Here is a 23,455-nt window from a genome sequence, read left to right as displayed (position 1 = left end):
TGAACCCGGCTCCCAAGGGGACAGCGGACAAGGTGGGCCAAAGCGTGCCACTCCTCCCCGGGGAAGGCTCCGGTCGTCAGATCCGGTCCCGCAGTCTCCTCGCATCTGAGGCGTCGTCACTCGCAGGCGACGCCATCCCCATCGCGATCCAACCCACTCCGGTACCCGGGATCTCCACGGAACTCGGTGCCGCGCCCGCGGCCCTCGCGGCCTTACAGTCCCCGAAGTAAACACTCCGGACAGGATCTTCCTCCTCAACCGGCTCCACGGCAGTCGATGCCGGAGCCAGCGGCACCTCCGGTGAAGCAGACACCTCCGCCTCTGCCGGGGACGGAGTAGTTGGTGATGGGGAAGAGCTGATGATCGTCGTCACAGCCGTGTCACTGCCGGGAACGGTCTGGCTCGGGCAGGTCCGGAGAATGCGTTCGACAGCGTCGTGCTCGGCTCGGGTCATCCACAACTGGTACCTGTGCTTGACCGCCACCTGCCGGGCGACGTTTCGCACCTGAAGGCCTTGTTAGGCGGCAGCCAGGTTGCAGCATCACCATCGCCCTTGGCACGCATTCTGCCGACCGTCGACCGCGAGCAGGTTGACAGGGTCATTAGCGAACAGGGTCCGAGTCTCGATCGTGAGCTGCTGAGCACCCTTCTGCCACGCATCGGACAATGCGACCACATGATCAATCTGAACCGCATTGGAGGTGTCCTCAAGTCAGCATCCTTCTCACGGGACAGCAGGTGTCCAGAGGAGGCCTGCCGCCACGAGGCCGAAGGTGATCACGCCTGCAATCACACCCAAGCCTTGCGCCACGATGCCGCAAGTCAGAGCGAGTGCCTTGACGTTGTTTCCCGGCCGGAGCCGTTCCAACGTCGTGACGTTGAGCCACGCCGCGAAGTTGCGGCTCGTGATCTCTGTATCTATCCAGTGCTCGGCGGCCAGCATCTTCTTCAGCGTGGAGGGAGTCGCCATGCGGTAGCGGAAGAGGACCGTGGTCACGACGCCACCGAGGAAAGATACGACGAGGAGCGCGACGGTCACAACGAACATCGTGAGCCCGCCGCCGGTGAGGTGCTGATCCTTCCCAAGGAGCATGCCGAGGGCCGCCACGAACAGCCCTACCGTGACGCTCGCTGACTGCTGGAGCTTGGAACCGCGCTCGTCGAGAGAGGTGCGCCTGGAAAGCTCGGCCTTCAGTTGTTCCTCGATGAAGGCTGTATAGACGCTCCCTTGGTCCCTACTCACTCGCGGTCGCGGCGCTTGTGGGTGATGCCGCCGTGGTCACTGTCAAACGTGATGCCGCGGTCGGGATCGGAAGCGCGGAGGGACTCGGTTTCGAGCCACTCGCGCCCCACCGGGGGCGCCTCAGGTTGAGAAGCGCCCTGGCTGGTCTGCTGGGTGGGCGGCGATGGATCGTTGTCGTCGGCCATCACTTCTCCAAGACATCAGGCGGGGTGGGTGACGGCAGGCGCGGGCTCTCCTTGATGAACTCGGTCTGCAACCACGTGTAGTCTTGGGGAGGCGGCTCCGGCATCGAGGCCGGATGCGGCGGCTGAGGTTGGTCTGCCGTGGAATTGTCATCACTCATGCGCTCATTGTCACCCACGCGGCTCACAGATCACGGCAGGTGGTCGGCGCGCCATTCTGGCTGAGCGCTTCCACCAAAGCCTCAACATCCCGCCGATGCCCCCTCCACCTGTGGTTGCCATACAGACCGACAAGGACAGCGAGTGCGTGGGGAAAGAGAATACCGCGCCCGTGACCGAAGATCACCTACATATCAAGCTACTTGTTTCTTTGACGTCAGGGTCGGTCCTGGCCAAGGCTCGACCTAGGTGCCTGGGGTTGTCGCTCTCACTTCGGCTGCCGCCCCTGCGGGCTGGCTCTCATTTGGCATGCGCAACCCCGGGCTCCGCACCATGATGGGCGGGAGTGGCTCAAGAGGGGTTTGCCCACCGGAACCACCCTCACCCAGCTGAACGGGATCGGGCCGTCGGCCGCCGCTCGGCTCCTGGTCGAGGTCGGCGACATCACCCGGTTCCCAGACCGCAACCACTTCGCGTCCTGGAATGGCACCGCACCCATCGACGCGTCCTCCGGCGAGCACACCCGCCACCGACTCTCCCGGGCCGGGAACCGACAGATCAACCGAGCCATCCACATCATGGCCATCGTCCAGCTCCGCAACCCCAGCGAAGGCCGGACCTACTACGACCAACGCAAAGCCGCAGGCAAGACCTCCATGGAAGCCATGCGCAGCCTCAAACGCAGGCTCTCCGACGTCCTGTATCGCACCATGCTCCACGACGCCATCGCCACCGGAGCGAGCCCGGGAGGGCAACGGGGCAACGACTCTGACTCCAGCGCGGCCAGCCCAACACCCCACACCGGCACTTCGGACAAGCCACAACCCGGACCCGCCAACCCCAGCCTACGACCACCCCTCCCCACCGCCCCTTGACACAGAGGGGAGCCATGAGCGTTCGGATCTCCTCGACTCGGCGGCCCTCCCGGCAGGTGGCTCCTTAAGCGCGACTGGACGCTCACCAGCGGCCCCAAGACCGCTCAACCGCGCTCCGCGCCCGCGCCCTCGCCCGCCAACAGTGACAGCCTACGAGCGATCTCCGCTTGACGTCCCTCGGCAACGTGCTGATAGCGCATCGCCATCTCGGCGGTCGTATGTCCAAGTCGATCCATCAGTTCACGGGTGGTCGCGCCCGCCTGTGCTGCGAACACCGCTCCCGTATGTCGTAGGTCGTGGAGTCTCAGGTCCGGTCGGCCTGCAGCTGCCCTGGCCTTTCGGTAGTGCTTGTGGAATGTGCCATGGTTCAGATGGCCCCCTCGGGCAGCTGGAAAGACGAGGCCGTTCACCGTCGGCTCTGCCCATTGCTTGAGATGCCGCAGCAGGGGTGCCAGAAGATGCGGCGGAACAGTTACGTCACGAGCACCCGCCTCGGACTTCGGAGGCCCGACGATGGGCTGTCCGTTCAGCCACGTTACCCCTCGCCTGATCTTCAGCACGGAGCCGTCGACTGTCACGTCCTTGCGGCGAAGTTCAGTTGCCTCTCCAAATCGGAGCGCACACCAGGCCGCCAGTTCGACGAGCATGGCCCAGCGCTCGGGTACGCCAGCGACAACGACGCGCAACTCGTCGAGAGTCGCCGGCTCGATACGTCTCACTCGCTTCGCTTTGCCTGCACCCCTGATCTGGCATGGGTTCGTTGCGATGAGTTCATCCTCGACAGCGTTGCCAAGAATCGTCCTGAGCAACGCGTACAGATGGGCGCGTCTCGTAGGTGTGGCAGCCCCGAGTCCTCGGTGCCAGGACCTGACTGCTTGGGGAACAATCGCTTCGAGTGTTGAGTCGCCGAACTCGTCCAGCAACGTCACCGCCGACTTGGCTGGTTGACGAACAACTCCCTGCCCATCCCTTGGCAGCCCAAGAAGCTTGCGGTACTCATCACGCGTTCTAGGCTTGAGTTCCCGGGTTACGAGCCAGCTGCTCGCGTACTGCCGGAAGGTCAACCGCTCTCGGGGCTCTCGGTCTGGGAGCTTCGGCTTCCACCGCCGTTCAGTGATAGCGGCCGATTCCATCGCCAACCACGCTTGGGCGTCCGCCTTTGTCTCGAACGTGGTTGGCGCTTTGTGCTCCCGGCCGTCGGGACCCGTGAATCGCGCCTGATAGCGTTTGGAAGGCAACCGGCGCACGCTGCCGAACCCGGCCCTGGTCCCCCGGCGGTTTCCTCCTCCGCGCTTCGCCTTGGCCGACGCTGAGCCCGCAGTCCGTTCCACTGTCGCCTCCATCCGTGCCAGATTCGTGCCAGATTGAGTGTACATCTCTGTCCACTCCAGACATCGGGAGTACCGACCCCTGGACGATCATCAGTGCTTGTGGAGTTAGGTTTGGAAGCATCTACGCCTGTCAGCGCAGTGTTGCGAATTGGCGCTTTACGCAACTTCGAGTCCTGTCGCCCCGACCAACCAGACCTGCCACCATCGACACGGCAATCCCGGATGCGACATGGCCGTTGAGTGTGGAGATGTTGACGGTCAACCTTCAAATCCGCCACACCCAATTCACCGCGCCTACGATTGGCCCATGTCGTCACCCATACCCGGGTTGTCCCGGCGAAGTCGGCCCGCAAGCGCCCCGGAAGGTCTGACATGGTTCTCCTCCCCCGGTTCCTCGCGCGCATCTGCGCAACCTTCGTCTTCGGTGTGACCATGTCGGCCTGCTCACAGACCCCAGCCACCTACTCGCTCGTGAACCTCGGAGACTCGTTCTCCGCCGGCGTCGGTGCCGGTGGGGTCACCCAGTCCCCGGTCGTTCCCGACTGCCTGCATGGCGAGGGCCCCGACCACATCTCCGAACTCGACAACCACCCTCGCGTCGAGGTGATCCTGAACGCGGCCTGCAGCGGACTGGACAGCGCGGCCATCAGCGCCGTCGTGGATCGCCCCGAGGTCAACGAAGCGCTTTCGCGAGCGGAGGTCGTCACCTTGACGATCGGGGGCAACGACGTGGCCTGGGTGCAGACCATACTGGCCTGCTCGACCTTCGGCTCCGAGGACGCCTGCGAGACTGCGATCCTCGATGTCTCCACTTCAATCGCCGCCGCGGCGCAGGCCGCGGGCACCACCGTCGAGAAGATCGCCGACGTCGGATCCGGCCGGATCCTGGTGCTCGGCTACCCGCACCTCATCGACCCGGCTCCCGGCACGCTCCCCGTCACCACCGCCCGGGCGGCGCAGGTCAACGCCCTGACCGACGAACTCAATGCCGCCCTGCGAGCTTCCGTGGAGAGCAAAGGTGCCACGTTCATCGACGTCACCGATCGATTCGCGGGGCACGGGCTGGGTTCGGCGGAGCCGTGGATCAACCTGGACCTGAGCAACTTCTCCGACTCCAACAACCTGCACCCAACGCAGGATGGCTATCTCCTCGGCTACCTGCCCGCACTCATGGCAGAACTGGGCATCCAGGAGTAGCCGGCCTGCGTCCCCCCACGCTGGCTACGATGAAGGGGCCGTCGAGCAGAAGGAATCAGCCCAATGGAGTACCGCCGACTCGGAAAGTCTGGACTTGTCGTCTCCGCCGTGGGACTGGGCTGCAACAACCTGGGAAGGGCCGGCACGGCCACGGAAACCCAGGAAGGCACCGACGCCGTGATCCAGGCTGCGCTGGACGCCGGCGTCACGCTCTTCGACGTCGCCGACACCTACGGCAAGGAACAGGGACTGTCCGAAACCCTGCTCGGCAAGGCCCTTGGGCCTCATCGCGACGAGGTCGTCCTGGCCACCAAGTTCGGCATGCCCATGAACGGAATCAACGGTGAGGACTTCGGGGCACGCGGTTCGCGTCGCTACATCGCGCGTGCGGTGGAGGCATCGCTGCGACGGCTGGGAACCGACCACATCGATCTCTACCAGTTCCACACCCCAGACCCCCTCACCCCGATCGAGGAGACCCTGGACGCGCTCGACGACCTCGTCCGCGCAGGCAAGGTCCGCTACATCGGCCACTCCAACCGTGCCGGCTGGCAGATCGCCGAGGCCGAGTTCGTCGCGCGAATCCGCGGCGGCGCCCGCTTCATCTCCAGCCAGAACAACTACAACCTGCTTGACCGTCGGGCCGAACTCGAGGTGACCCCCGCCGCGGAGGCCTACGGGCTGGGCGTCCTGCCCTACTTCCCGCTGGCCAACGGCCTCCTGACGGGCAAGTACTCCGGGGGCAAGGCCCCAGAGGGCAGCCGCCTGACCCATTCGCGCAAGTATCTGCTGGAGCAGGGTGACTCGGACCAGCTCAAGGCGTTCGGGAAGTTCGCCGCGGACCGCGGCCTCAGCGAGATCGAGGTGGCATTCTCCTGGCTCGCCTCGCGCAAGTCGGTCGCCAGCGTCATCGCCGGGGCGACCAGGCCCGAACAGATCAGGCAGAACGCGGCGTCGGCCGGATGGGTCCCCACCCCTGCCGATGAGGCAGCACTCGACGAGATCTTCCCGCCGGTCAAGAAGGTTGCCCTGTTCTGACCACCGGGCAAGAGGGAAGCCCGGCCTCAGGCCTCGAACAGCCAGGAGTCCGCGAGCAGCAACCACGCCACCTCGATCGGATCGGGCTCCACCGAGTTGAGCGCCAGGAGGTGAGCCAGGGTTTCAGCGGTGGCCCGGGCCACCTCCAGTTGCCCCTCGGAAGTCTCCCGCGTCACCAGCCACAGACTGGCCAGCGCCACGCCGCGGGCGCCGTGGACCGGCGGCAGCGAACTCACCGCGCCGTAGCCGACCCACTCGAGCACCTGACGGCGCAGGGCTTCGTCGTCGCGGGTGAGGACCGCCCACCAGTCGTCCGCAGGGCCGCCCGACGGGCTGTCGGGTCCGACGGGCACCGTCATCGCCTGCGAGACGAGGATCGGCCCCAACTCGGAGCCCGGGTCCGCGGCGAGCAGCCGTCCGGCCGCTGCCTCGGCTTCCGCCCGGACGGGCAGTTCGGTGGTGGCCGCAGCGCGCAGCCCTGCCAGCACGCCCCACATCGTCGGTTCCTCGAACGCCTCACCGAGCAGCATGTCCAGTTCGTCGAGCACGTTCGGGTCGTCGATGCCGCGGGCCGAGGCGGCCACGTGCAGCCAGGCGGCCAAGTCCCCCTGCCTGACGGCTCCAAGTGCCTCGGCCGCGATCTCCTCGGGCCCAAGGTGCCAGCCCACGTTGAACCTCGTGGTCCCGCGGGCGTCCGACAGCCGCACCTCATGGACGCCGGCAGGGCCGCTCAGAGTGGTGGACTCACCGTCCGACGTCGCCCTGATTCCGGCGACGGAGACGGCCGCGTCGGGAGCGGCCAGGTTGATCTCCTCCCCCACCGGCACGAAACTGCGCTCGGGGAGCCAACTGGGTTCCGCCGGCAGGTCGTCGCCCAGTTCCAGACGCCAACCTGCGCCAAGGGCCTGTCTGGGCCGCACCCACGCAGCGTCGCCGAACAGCGCCACGCCGTCGGCCGCGGTCCCTCCCGCCGGCGCCGAGCAGTACCCGCGCCACTGCCGAAACACCCCGGTCCCGAACCGCGACGGCAACAGCACCCGGCCAGTTGCACCTCCGACCCAGGGGATCTGCGGCCCATCCGACTCGAGCACGAACAAGGGTGAATCGTCCACCAGGACGTCGCTTGCTCCGGTGTTGTCGATCTCCACGTCCAGACCGAACCTCGGCGAGACCCTCACACGGACCCGCATGAGGAGGGCACCGAAGGCATAGGCGATCACGTCGGCGTCCGGCTCCTCGACGCGACTCCAGCCCTGCGGGACGACGAACTGCAGCGCGGTGAGAGGGCTGCTACCGAGGCTGACGCCGAACCCGGTAGGTGTCTCCTGGAGATGCACGCTCAATCGACGAACCCCGAGATGAACTGCTCGTGGGACTCGGGCACGTTCGCGGTGATGACCGAGCCGTCGGCCCGCCGCCCGCCGGTGACAGGGTGTTTGGCGTCCAGCGACGGCAACTCCTCGCCCTGGTGCTCCAGGGACACCACGACGGGCCCGTCAGATCCGACGACTACCGTGGCCCCCCGCACGGACAGTTCCACCTCGCCACCCCGCTCCAGGGTGAACGTGATCTCATCGCGCTCCAGGCGCACCCGGATGCGGGAACCCCGGATCTGGAGCGGGAAGCTCAAACTTGACCAGTCCTTGGGCAGGCGCGGGTCGAAGGTGATGCGGCCGCGGTAGTCCCGCAGGCCTCCGAATCCGTAGACCAGTGCGTTCCACACCCCACCCGCGGAGGCCACGTGGACGCCGTCGCGGGCGTTCTGGTGCAGGTCGGCGAGGTCAACGAACAGCCCGTCGAGGAAGTACTCCATTGCCATCTCCTGATAGCCGACCTCTGCGGCGATCACGGACTGCACCACGCCCGAGAGGGAGGAGTCGCCGGTTGTGATGGGATCGTAGTACTCGAAGTCGGCGCGCTTCTCAGCCCGGCTGAACTGGTCGCCCTGCAGGAACAGTGCCAGCACGACGTCGGCCTGCTTCAGGATCTGGAACCGGTAGATGACCAGCGGGTGGTAGTGCAGGAGCAGCGGGTACTTGTCCGGCGGCGTGTTCTCCTGGTCCCACAGCTCGCTCTGCAGGAACTTCTCGTCCTGCGGGTGGATGCCCAGGGTCTCGTCGAAGAGCACCACCATGCCCCTGGCGCAGCGTTCCCAGTCCACGACTTCCTCCGGGCGGACTCCCAGGGTGTCCTGGATCCGCTGGTAGGCCAAGGGGTCCTCGTTCTGAAGTTCCCTGACAAGGGACACTGCGGCCTGGAGGTTCCCGCGGGCCATCACGTTGGTGTACATGTTGTTGTTCACGACGGCGGTGTATTCATCCGGGCCCGTGACGCCATGGATGTGGAAGGTGCGCCTTCCGTCGCCCTCGGTCCGCCAGAATCCCAGGTCGGCCCACATCCGGGCGGTCTCGATGAGCACGGCGGCACCGTCGCGGTGCATGAACTCCGTGTCCCCGGTGACGTCGCGGTACTTGGAGAAGGCGAAGGCCACGTCGGCGTCGATGTGGTACTGCGCCGTGCCGGCGGCGTAGTAGGCAGACGCCTCCTCGCCGTTGATCGTGCGCCACGGGAACAGTGCCCCTGCCTGGGAGAGCACCCGGGCCCGTTCCCTGGCCTGCGGGAGGATGTTCACGCGGAACCTGAGGGCATTCCTGGCCATCACCGGGTTGGTGTAGATCAGGAACGGAACCAGGTACACCTCGCTGTCCCAGAAATAGTGCCCCTCGTACCCGGAGCCGGTGACCCCCTTGGCCGGTATGCCCATCTGGTCGCTGCGCGCGGCGGCCTGGGCCAGCTGCAGCAGGTTCCAGCGCACCGCCTGCTGGACCGCCGGCTTGCCCTCGACTTCCACGTCGGAATTGGCCCAGAACTCCTCCATCCAGGCGCGCTGGAGGTCGTAGTAGTACTCGAACCCCTTGTCCTGCACCCGGTCGAGGGTCCGGCGGCATCGGTCGAACAACTCCGGGACCGGCACGCCGCGCGACGTGTGGTAGGTCACGGCCTTCCGGATGATGGTCGGCACGCCCTCCCGGGCCTCCACCCGGAACACCTGCTTGCCGAGGTCGTCGTCGGTGGAGATGATCGACTCGAACTCGTTCTCGGTGTCGACGTAGTTGTCGGCGGCCACGGCCAACGTCATGCCCGAGTTGCTCGTCTCGTAGCCGAGCGCCATCCGGGAGCCTTGGTACCAGTGTCCTTTGGGCTGCAGGACGCGGCCGTTGAACTTCGCCGAACGGCGGGGGTCGAATCCCTCCTCGCTGGTGGGTCTGCGGTAGTCGTCGAACCCGTCCTGCCGGTTCACGATCTGGGAGCTCACCACCAACGGCGCGTCCCCTGCGAGCATCGTCACCTCGAGTTCGTAGAGCACCAGGTGCCTGTCGGTGAAACTCGTCATTCGCCTGGAGCGCACGCGGACTCGCTTGCCTGCCGGGGTTCGCCAGATCAGGTCGCGCTCCAGCCGCGCGCTGCGGAAGTCGAGTGCCCGCTCGTAGTTGTCCAGGTCAGCCACGGACAAGGTCAACGGCTCGTCGTCGACGTAGAGCTTGATCAACTTGCTGTCGGGGACGTGGACGATCGTCTGCCCAGTGTGGGCGAACCCGAAGGCCTCCTCGGCGTGCTTGATCTTCCAGGTCTCGTGGAAACCGTTGATGAAGGTGCCGTGGGCGTAGGAGGTCCGACCCTCCTCCGGATTCCCGCGCATGCCGATGTAGCCGTTTCCGACGGCGAACAAGGTCTCCGTCGTGCCCACGTCGAGTGCGGACGGCTCGCGCTCGACCAGACGCCACTCGTCGACGGGGAACCTCGAGCGGTTCAGCGGATCCGCGGAGACCACCCTGCGCATCAGGCCACCACCAGTTCAGCCAGGTCCTGCACCACGAGCGCGGCGCCTGCGGCCACGAGCGGGTCCCGCCCCACCCCCCGGTCGACGCCCACCACCAGCCCGAAACCACCAGCCGACGCAGCCATCACGCCCGAGATCGCATCCTCGAAGACGACGGCGTCAGGGGCTTCCACACCCAGTTCGCGGGCGGCGTGGAGGAAGGTGTCCGGCGCCGGCTTGCCCGGCAGCGCCAGGTCACGCGCGACGTTGCCGTCGACGACCACCGGGAAGAACTCGGCCAGGCCGGCAGCCCGCAGGATCGAGGGAGTGTTCTTCGATGACGACACGACCGCCAGCTTCGCGCCCACGTCGACCAGTTGCCGGATGAGGGCCACCGACCCGGGGTAGGCCTCCACGCCGTCGCGGTCGATGATCTGGTTGAAGACCTCGTTCTTGCGATTGCCGAGCCCGCGTACGGTGAGTTCCGTGGGAGCGTCGGCGGAGGCGCCCTCCGGGAGCGCGATCCCTCGGGAAATCAGGAAGTCGCGGACCCCGTCGTAGCGCGGCTTGCCGTCCACGAATCGGAAGTAGTCGTCGTCGGTGTAGGGCAACTGCCCGTCAAGGGTCGCCAGAAAGCCGTTGAACATCTCCGACCACGCCAACATGTGGACCTTGGCGGTGGGGGTTATGACGCCGTCGAGGTCGAACAGGTATGCCGAGTACGAGCCCAGGTCCATGCCTTCCACACTAGCGACCGTTGCCCGTAATGGAAGCAGACCCGGCCACCCCGGCTCAGCGGTTGATCAGGTGCCGCCAGTTCTCCGGGACCCGGCCCAGGGGCCCCGGGGTGGGCTGGTCCACGGGGTGGGAGTGCGGCGGTGCGAGTTCGGGTCCCTCGCTGTAGTCCTCGGCGACGTAGTCCCACATCCACTCCTCGCCCGGTTCGAAGCTCTGGATGACCGGGTGGGAGGTGGCGCGGTAGTGCGCCGTGGCGTGCTGGCTGGGGGACGTGTCGCAACAGCCGATGTGCCCACACGTGGCGCAGCGCCTCAGGTGAACCCACCAGCCGCCGCTCTCGAGGCACTCCAGGCAACCGGTACCGCTGGGCGGCACCTCGATGTTGATCGCCGTTTCACTCATGCGCCGACGATACGCCGTGATCAGCGAGCTCGACGGCGTCTCTGACAGTTGGCGCACCAGTACAGGTTTCGCCCTTCGAGAACGGCGGTCCGCGCCGGTCGGCCGCAGACCAGGCAGGGGTCACCCGCGCGGCGATAGACGTAGACCTCACCGCCGTGCCGGTCGACGCGCGGCGGCCTGCCCTGCGCCTCCGGGGTGTGGTCGTCGGTGACGGTGTCGATCCGCCCGACCTCGACCGCGGCGTTCATCAGGAGCACGAGGTCCTCCCAGATCACCTGCCAGGTGTGCCGATCGATGTTCCTGCCCGGTGTGGAGGGTGCCAGACGGTGCCGGAACAGGACCTCGGCTCGGAAGATGTTGCCGACACCGGCGGCGATCCGCTGGTCCATGAGCAGGGCCGCGATCGTTTTGCCGGATCTGCGCAACCGCTCGTACCCGACCCAGGGATCGGCGTCGGGCCGCAGTGGATCGGGTCCGCTGGCCGCGACGACGTCGTCGTACTCCGGGCGCGTGACGGCCCTGCACCACTGGGGGCCGTGCAGGTGGGCGGTCGTGTGGCCGTCGGTCAGCCGAAGCCGGATTTGTCCCTGGGAGGGCTCCCCCCGCGCGATGATCAGCTTCCCGATGAGCCCGAGGTGGATGTGCACGAGGGCCGGCTCCGGGACGTCGAACTCGATGAACAGGTGCTTGCCGACGGCCTCCCCCGCCAGGAGGACCTGCCCGTCGAGTCGCTCGGCCTCGAGGGCGAACCGGCCCTGCGGCGACGAGACCGACACAGGCCTGCCCCCGAACGAACGGGTGAGGGAACTGGCGAGCCGGTGGATGACGTGGCCTTCGGGCATGGCCAGATCCTAGCCACGCGCGCCAGGGGCGACGGATCGTCGGCGCCGCGAGGAGGCGCGTCATGACGACCCCGCCTCCGACGCGGGGGTGCCGCGGCCGTAGCCTCGTGACATGGCAGACAAGCCGCCGACGCGGCGCGACTTCGGCCGCGACGGCGTGAGCGGCATGGTCGACCACGACCGGGCGCTGCGCTCGAAACTCATCCCGAGGCCGAGCCGGGCCGAACGCGAGGCCGCACGACAGCGCATCGTGCAGGAGCGCGCCCATCGACGGGGCGACGAGGACTGAGCGCTCAGCCCTCGTTCTCGTAGGCGCGGATCTTGTCCACACGCCGCGCGTGGCGTTCCTCGCCCGAGAACGGGGTGTTGAGGAAGGTGTCGACGATCTCCCAGGACTCCTCGAGCGACTGCATCCGGCCGCCGAGCGAGACGATGTTGGCGTTGTTGTGTTCCCGTCCCAGCCGCGCGAGCTCCGGGTTGTAGGCCAGGGCCGCGCGGATTCCCTTCACCTTGTTGGCGGCGATCTGCTCGCCGTTGCCGGACCCACCCAGCACCACACCGATGCTGCCCTCGGCGGAGACGGCCTCCGCGCACGGGATCACCAGGTCCGGGTAGTCGTCCTCAGCCTCGTAGATGTCGGCGCCGTGGTCCACCACCTCATGGCCGGCCTCGGTCAGCTTGGCGACGAGGTAGTTCTTCAGCTCGAAGGCTGCGTGGTCGGTGGCAATGTGAACTCGCATGGCCCAACTATTCCATCCAACGGCTTGCATCGCGGGGTGCGCCCACCGTTAGGGTCGAGGGATGCCTGAGGTCCAGACGATTCCCTTGACCACTGAACTCACCCCCGAACTGCGCGCCTACGCCAAAGCGATGCGCGACGGCTTCTTCGAATCCCCACCCACCGAGCAGGGCCTGGCGGTGTGGCACTCCTACCTGGTGCAGGACAACACCAGGCTGCGCCAGATCATGGACGACGACGCACGCCCATTCGGCCTCCAGGGGCAACCTGTGGCCACGTTCGCGTCGTGGGACGGCACCATCAACACCGGCACCGGCCTGGCCCCCACCAACTTCATCACCGACGTCACCGTCCAGGCCAGCCACCGCCGGCGTGGCCTGATGAACCAGCTCATGAGGACCGACCTGGCCGAGGCCCGTGAACGCGGTGACGTCTTCGCCGTCCTCACCGCCACCGACGCCCGCATCTACGGCCGGTTCGGCTTCGGCGTGACGGCCACGGCCCGGCGCATCGAGATCAACACAGGCTCGCGCTTCCAACTCCGTACCAAACCGGTTGGCCGCACGGTGTTCGCCGAAACCGCCGAGATCGCCCCCGTGCGCCGGGAACTGTTCGAGAAGTTCCATGCCACTCAGTTCCTGTCCGTCGGCCGCGCGGCGCACTACTGGGGTGCCAACTTCGACTGGGCCACCCAGCAGCCGCGCGACGAGCGGGCTGCGGTCCACTTCGACGAGCACGGCGACCCGGATGCCACCCTCGTGTTCGTGGTGGAGGACGACCACCTCCGAATAGTGGACCTGCTGGGGCTGAATCCTCGAGCCGAGATCGAACTGCTGCGCCTCATCGGCCAGGCCGAGGGACACGAGAAGGTCGTCTGGCCGCGCTGCCACGACCCACGCCATCCCCTGCCGTTCGCCATGGTCGACTCCCGGGTCGTCCAGACCATCAAGGAGTTCGACACGGTGTGGGTCCGCATCCTGGATCTTGAGGAGGCGATCAGTCGACGAGCCTTCGACTTCGACGGCGAGGCGGTGCTGGCGGTCCGCGATCCGCTCGGGTGGTGCGAGGGCACCTACCGCATCTCGGTCACCGGCGGGAGCGCCACCGTCTCACGCACAGACGTGAAGGCCGACGCGGCCATCACCATGGAGGGGCTGTCCCCGCTCTACTCCGGCATCCAGGACGCCGAGGGTCTCGCGGCCGCCGGGCTGATCGAGGGAGACCACGAAGGCCTGGCCCGTCTCAGCAGGCTCTTCGGGAAGGCCCGGCCACCGGTCGCGGCCTCGATCTTCTGAATCACCCCAGAGCCGCAGGGCCGCCGTCGAGGAGCTTGCGGAAGCCGGCCTCGTCGAGGACGGGCCGGCCCAGCTGTTCTGCCTTGTCCGCCTTGGTGCCTGCGTTCTCCCCGACGACGACGTAGTCGGTGTTCTTGCTGACCGACCCTGCGGCCTTGCCCCCGCGGGAGAGGATGGCCTCCTTCGCCTCGTCGCGACTGAACCCCTCAAGACTCCCGGTGACGACCACCGTGAGGCCCTCCAGGGTGCGGGGGGTGTCCTCGTCGACGTCGTCGGCCATCCGGACCCCGGCGGCCGCCCAGGCGGCGACGATGTCAGCGTGCCAGTCCACCTTGAACCACTCGACTATCGCTTCCGCGATCACCTGGCCGACGCCCTCGGCCGAGGCCAGTTCGTCGACCGCGGCGTTCCGGATGGCGTCCATCGAGGCAAAGCGCGCCGCCAGCGCACGGGCCGCCGTCGGACCGACGTGACGGATGGACAACGCCACCAGCACCCGCCACAGCGGTTGCGACTTCGCCTCCTGCAGGTTCGCGAGCAACTTCTGTCCGACGGTGGACAGCACCCGTCCGTCCCGCACTCCTCCGGGCAGCAAGTCCGGATCCGCCAGCTCGGACTTCTTGCCGTTGCGGGTGTAGAAGTCGGTGCGGATGAGGTCGTCGGCCGTCAGGTCGAACAGCCCCGCCTCGTCGGTGAGAAGGCCTGAGCCCAGCAGCGCGGAGGCGCCCTCCCATCCGAGCGCCTCGATGTCCAGGGCGGAGCGGGAGGCCAGCGCGAACATCCGCTCCCGGAGCTGACTGGGGCAGGAGCGCGCGTTCGGACAGCGGATGTCCTTGTCGCCCTCCTTCTCAGGCCGCAGTTCCGTGCCGCAGGCCGGGCAGTGCGTCGGCATGACGAAGGGTCGCTCGGTGCCGTCCCGGAGCGCGACGACCGGGGCCACGATCTCGGGGATCACGTCACCGGCCTTGCGCAGCACAACGGTGTCCCCGATCAGGACGCCCTTGCGCTCCACCTCGTAGGCGTTGTGGAGGGTGGCCATCTCCACCGTCGAACCCGATACCACCACGGGTTCCATCAGTCCGAACGGCGTCACCCGGCCGGTGCGGCCGACGTTGACGCGGATGTCCAGGAGCTTGGTGTTCACCTCCTCGGGCGGGTACTTGTAGGCGATGGCCCAGCGCGGCGCCCGGGAGGTGGTGCCGAGCTCCGCCTGCTCGGCGAAGTCATCCACCTTGACGACGACGCCGTCGATCTCGTGTTCCACGCTGTGGCGGTGCTCCCCGTAGTACGCGACGTAGTCCTGGACTTCCTTGACCGACGAGACCACCTTGTAGCGGTCACTGACCGGGAGACCCCACTGCTTCAACAGTTCGTAGGCCCCGCTCTGCGACTCGGCATCCAGGCTGCCGCGGGCTCCCACCCCGTGGACGATCATGCGGAGTTTGCGGGCGGCCGTGACGGTGGGATCCTTCTGCCGGAGCGAACCAGCGGCCGTGTTGCGAGGATTCGCGAACGGCGCCTTGCCCGCCGCGACCAGGGAGGCGTTGAGGTCCTCGAAGTCGGAGACCGGGAAGAAGATCTCGCCGCGCACCTCGAGCTCGTCGGGCCAGCCCTCCCCCTGGAGGCGGTGCGGGATCCCGCGCACGGTCTCGACATTGGGCGTCACGTCCTCCCCCACCCGGCCGTCGCCCCTGGTGGCGCCCACGCGCAGCCTGCCGTTCACGTAGAGCAGGTTGACCGCCAGGCCGTCGATCTTGAGCTCGCACAGGTAACGCTCTGCCTTCGCGCGCTCCAGCCAGGCCAGGAGGTCCTCGTCGCTGAAGACGTTGTCCAGGCTGAGCATGCGCTGGCGGTGTTCGACGGGCTTGAAGTCGGTGATCCTGGCCGCTCCGACCTTCTGGGTGACCGACTCAGGGCCGGCGAGGTCGGGGTAGTCGGCCTCCAGCGCCTGCAGCCGGCGCATGGCCTCGTCGTAGGCCTCGTCGGACATGGTCGGGGCGTCGGCGCCGTAGTAGGCGTCCTGGGCTGCCTGCAGCAGGCCATTGAGTTCCGTCCACTCCTGCCGGAGTTCGTCGGTCGGTTCAGGTGTGGCCGTCGTCATGCGTCCAATGCTGACACAGGCATCCGACGCTTCGAGAGCGGAAAGTGCAGCACCTCGACGGCGTGGCGACCCCTTCACCGGCGGTGGGGTGGCCGACAGCGATAGCATCGGTGGGATTTCAGTACACAAGCAGATGGGGTCGCACATGTCCACAACCAACATCACCCGCGACGACGCCGCGCGCCGCTCGGAGCTCGTGAGCGCCCTGGCCTACCGGGTAACCGTCGATGTGACGGGCAACGGCGTCGACGATGCCGAGCGCCTCTTCCGCTCCACGACGGAACTGGACCTGCACGCCACTGGCGGCGCCACCCACCTCGACCTGATCGCCGCCGAGGTCCGCTCCGCCACCCTCGACGGTGAGCCCTTCGACACCAGCGGCTTCGACGGCTTCCGGCTGCCCCTGCCGGAACTGGCCGAGGGCGGCCACACCGTCGTCGTCGACGCCGTGTGCCGCTACTCGCGCACCGGCGAGGGCCTGCACCGCTTCGTCGACCCCACCGACTCACGCGTCTACCTGTACTCGCAGTTCGAGACCGCCGACGCGCGGCGGATGTTCGCCAACTTCGAGCAGCCGGACCAGAAGGCCACCTTCCAGCTGACCGTCCTCGCACCGTCGCACTGGACGGTGCTCACCAATGCCGCAGGCGTGGCACCCGAGGAGGTGGGCGATGGCGTCGGCCGCTGGGTCCACGCCGCCACGCCGCGGGTGTCCACCTACATCACCGCGCTGGTGGCCGGCGAGTACCACGTCGTCGACACCGAGATCACGTCCAACGGGCGGGCCATCCCGGCGCGGATCGCGTGCCGCCAGTCCATGGCCGAACACCTCGACGCCGACCGCATCCACACCACCACCCAGCGCGGCTTCGAGGTGTTCGAGGAAGCCTTTGCGACGCCGTACGCGTTCGACTCCTACGACCAGATCTTCGTCCCTGAGTTCAATGCCGGCGCCATGGAGAACGCCGGCTGCGTCACGTTCCGCGACGAGTACCTGTTCCGTTCCCGCGTGACCGCCCGGGAGATGGAGGCCCGGGACAACACCATCCTCCACGAGCTGGCCCACATGTGGTTCGGTGACCTGGTCACCATGCGCTGGTGGGACGACCTGTGGCTCAACGAGTCCTTCGCCGAGTGGGCCTCCCACTTCGCCGCCGACGAGATCTCACGTCGCTGGGACGGCGAGGCCAACCCGTGGGCGTCGTTCAGCAACGAGCGCAAGGCGTGGGCCTACCTGCAGGACCAGCTCAGCACCACCCACCCCATCGCCGCGGACATGAGCGACCTGGACAAGGTGGAACAGAACTTCGACGGCATCACCTACGCCAAGGGCGCCTCGGTCCTGAAGCTGCTCGTCTCGTTCGTCGGGCGCGAGGCCTTCCTGGCCGGCGTGGCGAACTACTTCGCGAAGCACTCCTGGGGCAACACCGAACTGCGCGACCTGCTGGTGGAACTGGAGGAGACCTCCGGCCGGGACCTGTCCTGGTTCTCCGGCGAATGGCTCGAGACCGCCGGCGTGAACACGCTGCGCGCCGACTTCGACGTCGACACCGAGGGCCGCTTCACCCGCTTCGCCGTCTCCCAGAGCGCCGCCGAGGGCTGGCCGACGTTGCGGACCCACCGCCTCGGAATCGGCCTCTACGCCGCCGACGGTGAGAAGCTCAGGCGCGTCCACTACGTCGAGACCGACGTCACCGGCCCCAGCACCGAGGTCCCCGAACTGGTGGGTGTGGAGCGTGGCGACGTCGTGCTCCTCAACGACGGCGACCTCACCTACGCCAAGGTCCGCTTCGACGACGCCTCCGTGGCGGCGCTGGTGGCAGGAATCGGGCGCCTGGCCGACCCGCTGGCGCGGGCGGTCACCTGGTCCTCCTTCTGGGATTCGGTGCGCGACGCCGAGTTGCCACCGCAGGAGTTCGTGTCGCTGGCCCTGGCGGGCCTGACGAGCGAGCAGGACATGGCCGCTGTGACCACCGTGGCCGGGCAGGCGGCGGTCTGTTCGACGCGGTTCATGGCGCCGGAACTGCGGGAAGAGGCCAACTCCAAGCTCGTAACCGGACTGGCGAGGCTGCTGAAGGACGCCGAACCCGGCTCCGACAAGCAGCTGATCTTCGCCAAGACCCTCATTGGCGTCGCAAAGTCTCCCACCGCGCTGGACCTCATCAAGGGCTGGCTGGAGGGCGAGGAGGTGCCCGCCGGGCTCGCCGTCGACACCGCGGTGCGCTGGGCGATCGTGGCCACCCTCGCCGCCCGGGGCGCCATCGGCCACGCCGAGATCGATGCCGAACTGCAGCGCGACAACACCAACGCAGGCGCCGAGCGTGCTGCCGGGGCCCGGGCCGGCATGCCCGACGCTGAAGCGAAGGCCGAGGCCTGGCGCCTCGCCACTGCGGATCCCGACGTCCCGAACGAGACCCACCGCAACATCTGCATGGGGTTCCACCGCTACGGCCAGGACGAGATGCTGGCTCCCTACGCCCAGCGGTACAAGGAGGTCGCGGCGCAAATCGCGGCCCGCGAGGGCGTCTGGGCAGAGCGGGGCTACGCGACGATCGGCACGACGTTGCGCTGGCTGTTCCCGGACACGATCGTGGACGAGTCACTGGTTGCCGATTTCGACGGCTGGCTCGCCGGGGTGGAGCACGAGCAGGTCCGCCGCTCGGTCACCGAACGCCTCGATGAGGCCCGGCGCACGCTGCGCGTCCAGGAGGCCAGTCGCCGCAGGGCCTGAGCGGGCATGAGGGCAACCGTTTCGAGTAAGGTTTGCGCCATGAACTGGATGCTGCCCCTCGAAACGCTGCCCGGATGGCCCGAGGCCCCGGAGGTCTCCACCGCCGACCAGCTCCTGCTGATGGTCGTCGCACCGCTGGCCCTGGCCGTCATCGTCGGCGTCATCGCGTTCACACCCAAGTTCTCCCGCCGGTTCAGGGGCGAGGACCGCGAGACCGCCACCGAGGTCGCCCGCCGGGAGCCCACCACCCACGCGCCCGAGCACAGCGCCTGATCAGCCACTGATGACGGAGTCCAACACGGTCCTGTCCAGCGAGGAGATGTCTCGCGCCATCCGGCGAATGTCGCACGAGCTGCTCGAACTCGATGCTGGCGCTGACAATGTGGTGCTGCTCGGCATCATCACCCGCGGCGTGCCGCTGGCCCACCGCGTGGCTGCCGACATCGCAACCGCGGAGGGCACCGAGGTGCCGGTGGGAGAGCTGGACATCACCATGTACCGCGACGACCTCCGCAAGCACCCCACCCGCCCGGTGGGCCGCAGCATCCTCCCCAAGAGCCTGGACGACGCCGTCGTGGTGCTGGTCGACGACGTCCTGAACTCCGGCCGCACCGTCCAGGCGGCGCTGCACGCCATTGCAGACCTGGGTCGCCCCCGGCGCATCCAGCTGATGGTGCTGGTGGACCGCGGGCACCGTGAACTACCGATCCAGGCCGACATCGTCGGCAAGTCCCTGCCCACAGCACGCAGCGAGCGGGTCCGGGTGCGGGTCGCCGAGATCGACGGCTCCGACGAGGTCATCATCGAACGCACGGAAGGCGCCGCGTGAAGCACCTCCTCAGCATCTCCGACCTGACCGACGGCGAACTGGCGGCCATCCTGGACACGGCCGAGGAGATGCACGACGTGCAGTCCCGGCCCATCAAGAAGCTCCCGGCGCTTCGGGGACGGACGGTGGTGAACCTGTTTTTCGAGGACTCCACCCGCACCCGCTCCTCGTTCGAGCTCGCGGCCAAGTGGCTGTCAGCTGACGCGATCAACGTCTCAGCCAAGGGCTCATCGGTGTCCAAGGGCGAGTCGATGAAGGACACGCTGCTGACGCTCGACGCCATGGGGGTGGACGCCATCGTGATGCGCCACGCCGGATCCGGCGCCGTCGCCCAGGCCGCACGCTGGGTGCGCGCCAGCATGATCAACGCCGGCGACGGCACCCACGAACACCCTTCCCAGGCTTTGCTGGACGCGCACGCGATGCTGCGCCACTTCCGGGCCAATGGCCTGGGGACGCTGGAGGGCAAGACGGTCGCCATCACCGGCGACCTCCTACACTCCCGAGTGGTCCGCTCCAACGTGCTGCTCCTCCCCCGGCTGGGTGCGCGGGTGGTGCTGGTGGCGCCGCCGACCCTCCTGCCGGCCGGGGTGCACGGCTGGGGCGTGCGCGTGACGCACGACTTCGACGAGGTCCTGGCAGAAGTGGACGTCGCGATGATGCTTCGGGTCCAGCGGGAACGGATGCAGGGCGGCTTCTTCCCCTCCGAACGGGAGTACATCGCGGGCTACGGCCTGACATCGGCGCGACTGGCGAGGCTGAAGCCGGGTGCGGCCATCGCCCACCCCGGACCGATGAACCGCGGCCTGGAGATCTCCTCCGACGCCGCCGACAGCGCCGGTTCCCTGGTGCTCGACCAGGTCTCCGCCGGCGTCGCCGTCCGGATGAGCATCCTCTATCACCTGCTCGCCGGCAATGATCCAGAAAGCTGAGCCCATGTCGAACCTCACCCTCACCGGCGTCACGCTGCCCGACGGCACCCGCACCGATCTGCACGTGAGCCACGGTCGCCTGGTCGGGGACGCGCCGTCGGACGCGGAGCGCGTCGACGCCGAAGGACTGGTGGCGCTGCCCGGCCTGGTGGACCTGCACACCCACCTGCGCGAACCGGGCCGGGAGGACACCGAAACCGTCGAGACAGGCTCGCGGGCCGCGGCTCGGGGCGGTTTCACCTGCGTCCACGCCATGGCAAACACCTCCCCCGTCACCGACACCCCGGAGAAGGCCACCCACATCCTGGACCTCGGCAAGGCAGCCGGTCTGGTGCAGGTGGTCCCCGTGGGCGCCATCACGAAGGGACTCGGGGGCACCGAGCTGGCCGAACTCGGACTCATGCACGACTCGCGGGCCGGCGTCACGGTGTTCTCCGACGACGGCTCCTGCGTCATGGACGCGGGGCTGATGCGGCGGGCCTTCGAGTGGGTGAGCCGGTTCGACGGCGTGCTCGCTCAGCACGCGCAGGACTCCAACCTCGCCGGCCCGGGCGCCTGCTGCCACGAGGGCGAGCTCTCCGGGCGCTTGGGGCTGCCCGGCTGGCCGCCCGTGGCCGAGTCCGTGATCATCGCCCGCGACGTGCAGTTGGCCCAGGCGACGGGCTCCCGCCTGCACGTCTGCCACGTCTCCACCGCTGAGGGCGTGGAGGTCATTCGGTGGGCCAAGTCCCGGGGCATCGACGTCACCGCCGAGGTGACCCCCCACCATCTCTACCTGACCACGGCCGAGCTCACCGACTACGACACCACCTACAAGGTCAATCCTCCGCTGCGGACCGACGAGCACGTCGAGGCCCTCCGAGCGGCGCTGGCCGACGGCACGATCGACGCCGTCGGCACCGACCATGCCCCCCACGCTCCCCAGGACAAGGACCACGCCTTCGTCGACGCCCGGCCCGGGATGCTGGGGCTGGAGCAGGCGCTGGCGGTGGTGATGGAGACCATGAACGAGCAGCTCGGCTGGGCCGGAATCGCGGAGCGGATGAGCATCGCCCCCGCCCGCATCGGCCGCGTCGCCGGCCAGGGCCGCAGCCTCGCCGTCGGGGAGCCGGCCAACCTCGTGCTGGTGGACCCGGACCGGCGCGCGACGGTGGACCGCGCGGACTCGGCCTCCCGCAGCCGCAACAACCCCTACCACGGCAGGACCCTGCCCGACCCGGTGGAACTCACGCTGTTCCGCGGCCGGGTGACCCACCGTCGCTGAGCGGTCCGGCCCAAGCGCTCCACTGTCGGATCCTGGCCCAGCGCTGGAGCGAGGAACCCACACTTGAACGGTGCCCCCCGCGCCGCTCAGCGCCCGTGCAACTGAGTGCACGCGGCAGTCACGGCCTACCCGCTCGGATAGGCTGACCGCCTAGGAACTCCTCCACTGTGAAAGGCGAACATGACCAACTCGAGCCTCGCGAACGTCGGTGTCATCGGGATGGCGGTGATGGGGTCCAACCTCGCCCGCAACCTTGCCCGCAACGGCTACGCGACCGCGGTCTACAACCGCACCACCAGCAAGACCGACGCGGTCGTCGCTGAGCACGGCCACGAGGGCGACTTCCGCCCCGCCGCCGAACTCGCCGACTTCGTCGCCTCGCTCGAGCGCCCGCGTCGCATCATCATCATGGTCAAGGCCGGCGCGGGCACCGACGCCACCATCGACTCGCTGATCCCGCTGCTGGAGGAGGGTGACATCGTCGTCGACGGCGGCAACGCCAAGTTCACCGACACCCGTCGCCGCGAGGCCAAGCTGCGCGAGCACGGCCTCCACTTCGTCGGCGCCGGCATCTCCGGCGGAGAGGTGGGCGCCCTCGAGGGCCCCTCGATCATGCCGGGCGGCTCGCCCGAGTCCTACGAAGCCCTCGGCCCCATCCTGGAGAAGATCTCAGCCCACGTCGACGGCGAGCCCTGCTGCACCTACATCGGCACCGACGGCGCCGGCCACTTCGTCAAGATGGTGCACAACGGCATCGAGTACGCCGACATGCAGTTCATCGGCGAGGCCTACGTGCTGCTGAAGGCGCTCGGCCTGAGCCACACGGAGATGGCCGACGTGTTCGCCACGTGGAACACCGGTGACCTGGACTCCTACCTCATCGAGATCACCTCCGAAGTGCTGCGCAAGGTGGACGAGAAGACGGGCCAGCCGCTCGTCGACGTCATCGTCGACGCTGCCGGCATGAAGGGCACCGGAACCTGGACCGTGCAGGCGGCCCTGGACCTCGGCACCCCCGTCAACACCATCGCCGAGTCCGTCTTCGCCCGCGCCGTGTCCTCCCACCCCGAGCTGCGCGCCGCCTCCCGCAACGCCCTCTCCGGCCCCGACGGCACCTTCCAGGTGGCCGACCGTGAGGCGTTCATCGACCAGATCCGCCAGGCCCTGTGGGCCAGCAAGGTCGTCGCCTACGCGCAGGGCCTCGATGAGATCCGCCAGGCCGGCGTCGAGTACGGCTGGGACATCAACGTCGCCGAGGTGGCCAAGATCTGGCGCGCCGGGTGCATCATCCGCGCCAAGCTGCTGGAGCGCATCCGCTCCGAGTACGCCGCGGGCAACCTGGTCACCCTGCTTGAGGCGCCGTCGGTCGCTGCCGACCTCGCCGCCGCCCAGGACGGTTGGCGTGAAGTGATCGCGACGGCGGTCCGCGCCGGCGTCCCCGTGCCCGGCTTCAGCGCCGCGCTCGCCCACTACGACCAGGCCCGAGCACCTCGCCTGAACGCCGCCCTCACCCAAGGTCTGCGGGACTACTTCGGTGCCCACACCTACCGTCGCATCGACGCCGAAGGCACCTTCCACACCAACTGGTCCACCGACGGCTCCGAGATCGCCGCGGAGGACACACACTGAGGAAGCGGACCCAATCGCGCCGCGAGAGCACGGCTGTGCGATCGAAATTCAAAGCCCGCCGATGAGGAAACCCCTTGTCGGCGGGCTTTCCTCAGTTCGCGGGAAGAA

At 68.0% G+C, this 23,455-nt stretch carries 22 protein-coding genes and 1 pseudogene; 11 read left to right on the top strand and 12 right to left on the bottom strand.

The window, feature by feature from the left end; all coding sequences use genetic code 11:
- Positions 1–388: 388 nt before the first annotated feature.
- The 4 genes and pseudogenes from LKO27_RS03415 to LKO27_RS03400 form a co-directional block, all read right to left on the bottom strand.
- Positions 389–703 (bottom strand): annotated as a pseudogene (locus LKO27_RS03415) (HNH endonuclease family protein); the annotation flags it as partial.
- A gap of 21 nt (positions 704–724) precedes the next feature.
- Positions 725–1,243: a hypothetical protein gene (locus LKO27_RS03410; RefSeq protein WP_227735485.1), complete on the bottom strand. Its 519-nt coding sequence runs from the start codon at positions 1,241–1,243 to the stop codon at positions 725–727.
- Entirely contained in the window at positions 1,240–1,428 is a 189-nt protein-coding gene (locus LKO27_RS03405; RefSeq protein ID WP_227735484.1) for a hypothetical protein, read from the bottom strand. The genes LKO27_RS03410 and LKO27_RS03405 overlap by 4 nt, the downstream gene beginning before the upstream one ends.
- A complete protein-coding gene (locus tag LKO27_RS03400; protein ID WP_227735483.1) occupies positions 1,428–1,586 on the bottom strand; it encodes a hypothetical protein in 159 nt (52 codons plus the stop codon). Before LKO27_RS03400 ends, LKO27_RS03405 begins: the two co-directional genes overlap by 1 nt.
- Positions 1,587–1,946: 360 nt before the next feature.
- Here LKO27_RS03400 and LKO27_RS03395 point away from each other — a divergent pair, with 360 nt between their 5' ends.
- Positions 1,947–2,459: a transposase gene (locus LKO27_RS03395; RefSeq protein WP_227735482.1), complete on the top strand. Its 513-nt coding sequence runs from the start codon at positions 1,947–1,949 to the stop codon at positions 2,457–2,459.
- Positions 2,460–2,563: 104 nt separating this feature from the next.
- On the opposite strand, the gene LKO27_RS03390 is transcribed toward LKO27_RS03395, so the two are convergent.
- Positions 2,564–3,268 (bottom strand): site-specific integrase, encoded by a 705-nt coding sequence (locus tag LKO27_RS03390; RefSeq protein ID WP_227735481.1) that lies wholly within the window; start codon positions 3,266–3,268, stop codon positions 2,564–2,566.
- Between the two features lie 894 nt (positions 3,269–4,162).
- Here LKO27_RS03390 and LKO27_RS03385 point away from each other — a divergent pair.
- Positions 4,163–4,987, top strand: a complete 825-nt coding sequence (locus LKO27_RS03385) for an SGNH/GDSL hydrolase family protein (RefSeq protein ID WP_227735480.1) — start codon at positions 4,163–4,165, stop codon at positions 4,985–4,987.
- A 63-nt stretch (positions 4,988–5,050) separates the two neighbouring features.
- Positions 5,051–6,025, top strand: coding sequence for an aldo/keto reductase (locus tag LKO27_RS03380; RefSeq protein WP_227735479.1), 975 nt, complete (start codon positions 5,051–5,053; stop codon positions 6,023–6,025).
- A 26-nt stretch (positions 6,026–6,051) separates the two neighbouring features.
- Here the strand turns inward: LKO27_RS03380 and LKO27_RS03375 are convergent, their stop codons facing one another.
- Genes LKO27_RS03375 through LKO27_RS03355 form a run of 5 tightly spaced genes read right to left on the bottom strand, consistent with a single transcriptional unit; the run spans position 6,052 to position 11,827 of the window.
- The gene (locus LKO27_RS03375; RefSeq protein WP_227735478.1) at positions 6,052–7,368 is read right to left on the bottom strand and encodes a hypothetical protein; all 1,317 of its coding nucleotides are present in this window, start codon (positions 7,366–7,368) and stop codon (positions 6,052–6,054) included.
- Positions 7,365–9,866 (bottom strand): glycoside hydrolase family 65 protein, encoded by a 2,502-nt coding sequence (locus tag LKO27_RS03370; RefSeq protein ID WP_227735477.1) that lies wholly within the window; start codon positions 9,864–9,866, stop codon positions 7,365–7,367. The genes LKO27_RS03375 and LKO27_RS03370 overlap by 4 nt, the downstream gene beginning before the upstream one ends.
- Positions 9,866–10,582 carry an HAD family phosphatase gene (locus tag LKO27_RS03365; RefSeq protein WP_227735476.1) on the bottom strand — a complete coding sequence of 239 codons (717 nt, stop codon included), beginning with the start codon at positions 10,580–10,582 and terminating at the stop codon, positions 9,866–9,868. Before LKO27_RS03365 ends, LKO27_RS03370 begins: the two co-directional genes overlap by 1 nt.
- Before the next feature lie 55 nt (positions 10,583–10,637).
- The gene (locus LKO27_RS03360; protein ID WP_227735475.1) at positions 10,638–10,985 is read right to left on the bottom strand and encodes a UBP-type zinc finger domain-containing protein; all 348 of its coding nucleotides are present in this window, start codon (positions 10,983–10,985) and stop codon (positions 10,638–10,640) included.
- A 20-nt stretch (positions 10,986–11,005) separates the two neighbouring features.
- A complete protein-coding gene (locus LKO27_RS03355; RefSeq protein WP_227735474.1) occupies positions 11,006–11,827 on the bottom strand; it encodes an Fpg/Nei family DNA glycosylase in 822 nt (273 codons plus the stop codon).
- 112 nt (positions 11,828–11,939) lie between these two features.
- Here LKO27_RS03355 and LKO27_RS03350 point away from each other — a divergent pair, with 112 nt between their 5' ends.
- On the top strand, positions 11,940–12,116 hold the full coding sequence (locus tag LKO27_RS03350; RefSeq protein ID WP_227735473.1) for a hypothetical protein: 177 nt from the start codon (positions 11,940–11,942) through the stop codon (positions 12,114–12,116).
- A 4-nt stretch (positions 12,117–12,120) separates the two neighbouring features.
- Here the strand turns inward: LKO27_RS03350 and LKO27_RS03345 are convergent, their stop codons facing one another.
- On the bottom strand, positions 12,121–12,567 hold the full coding sequence (locus LKO27_RS03345) for a ribose-5-phosphate isomerase (protein WP_227735472.1): 447 nt from the start codon (positions 12,565–12,567) through the stop codon (positions 12,121–12,123).
- Between the two features lie 61 nt (positions 12,568–12,628).
- On the opposite strand from LKO27_RS03345, the gene eis reads away from it, so the two are divergent.
- Positions 12,629–13,861, top strand: coding sequence for an enhanced intracellular survival protein Eis (gene eis / locus LKO27_RS03340; protein ID WP_227735471.1), 1,233 nt, complete (start codon positions 12,629–12,631; stop codon positions 13,859–13,861).
- Position 13,862: 1 nt separating this feature from the next.
- Here the strand turns inward: eis and ligA are convergent, their stop codons facing one another.
- A complete protein-coding gene (gene ligA, locus LKO27_RS03335) occupies positions 13,863–15,962 on the bottom strand; it encodes an NAD-dependent DNA ligase LigA (protein WP_227735470.1) in 2,100 nt (699 codons plus the stop codon).
- Positions 15,963–16,107: 145 nt separating this feature from the next.
- Here ligA and pepN point away from each other — a divergent pair, with 145 nt between their 5' ends.
- From pepN to gndA, 6 genes are all read left to right on the top strand, one after another.
- The gene (pepN, locus tag LKO27_RS03330) at positions 16,108–18,693 is read left to right on the top strand and encodes an aminopeptidase N (RefSeq protein WP_227735469.1); all 2,586 of its coding nucleotides are present in this window, start codon (positions 16,108–16,110) and stop codon (positions 18,691–18,693) included.
- A 39-nt stretch (positions 18,694–18,732) separates the two neighbouring features.
- Complete coding sequence (locus LKO27_RS03325; protein ID WP_227735468.1) at positions 18,733–18,966, top strand: hypothetical protein; 234 nt, start codon at positions 18,733–18,735, stop codon at positions 18,964–18,966.
- Between the two features lie 10 nt (positions 18,967–18,976).
- On the top strand, positions 18,977–19,522 hold the full coding sequence (gene pyrR / locus LKO27_RS03320) for a bifunctional pyr operon transcriptional regulator/uracil phosphoribosyltransferase PyrR (RefSeq protein ID WP_227735467.1): 546 nt from the start codon (positions 18,977–18,979) through the stop codon (positions 19,520–19,522).
- Positions 19,519–20,454 (top strand): aspartate carbamoyltransferase catalytic subunit, encoded by a 936-nt coding sequence (locus tag LKO27_RS03315; protein WP_227735466.1) that lies wholly within the window; start codon positions 19,519–19,521, stop codon positions 20,452–20,454. Before pyrR ends, LKO27_RS03315 begins: the two co-directional genes overlap by 4 nt.
- A gap of 4 nt (positions 20,455–20,458) precedes the next feature.
- Positions 20,459–21,718, top strand: coding sequence for a dihydroorotase (locus LKO27_RS03310; RefSeq protein ID WP_227735465.1), 1,260 nt, complete (start codon positions 20,459–20,461; stop codon positions 21,716–21,718).
- 180 nt (positions 21,719–21,898) lie between these two features.
- The gene (gene gndA / locus LKO27_RS03305; protein WP_227735464.1) at positions 21,899–23,347 is read left to right on the top strand and encodes an NADP-dependent phosphogluconate dehydrogenase; all 1,449 of its coding nucleotides are present in this window, start codon (positions 21,899–21,901) and stop codon (positions 23,345–23,347) included.
- Positions 23,348–23,455 lie beyond the last annotated feature (108 nt).

The organism is Tessaracoccus sp. OS52 (assembly GCF_020687685.1).
In the GTDB taxonomy this organism is placed as follows: domain Bacteria; phylum Actinomycetota; class Actinomycetes; order Propionibacteriales; family Propionibacteriaceae; genus Arachnia.
This window is presented reverse-complemented; position numbering and strand designations above follow the sequence as displayed.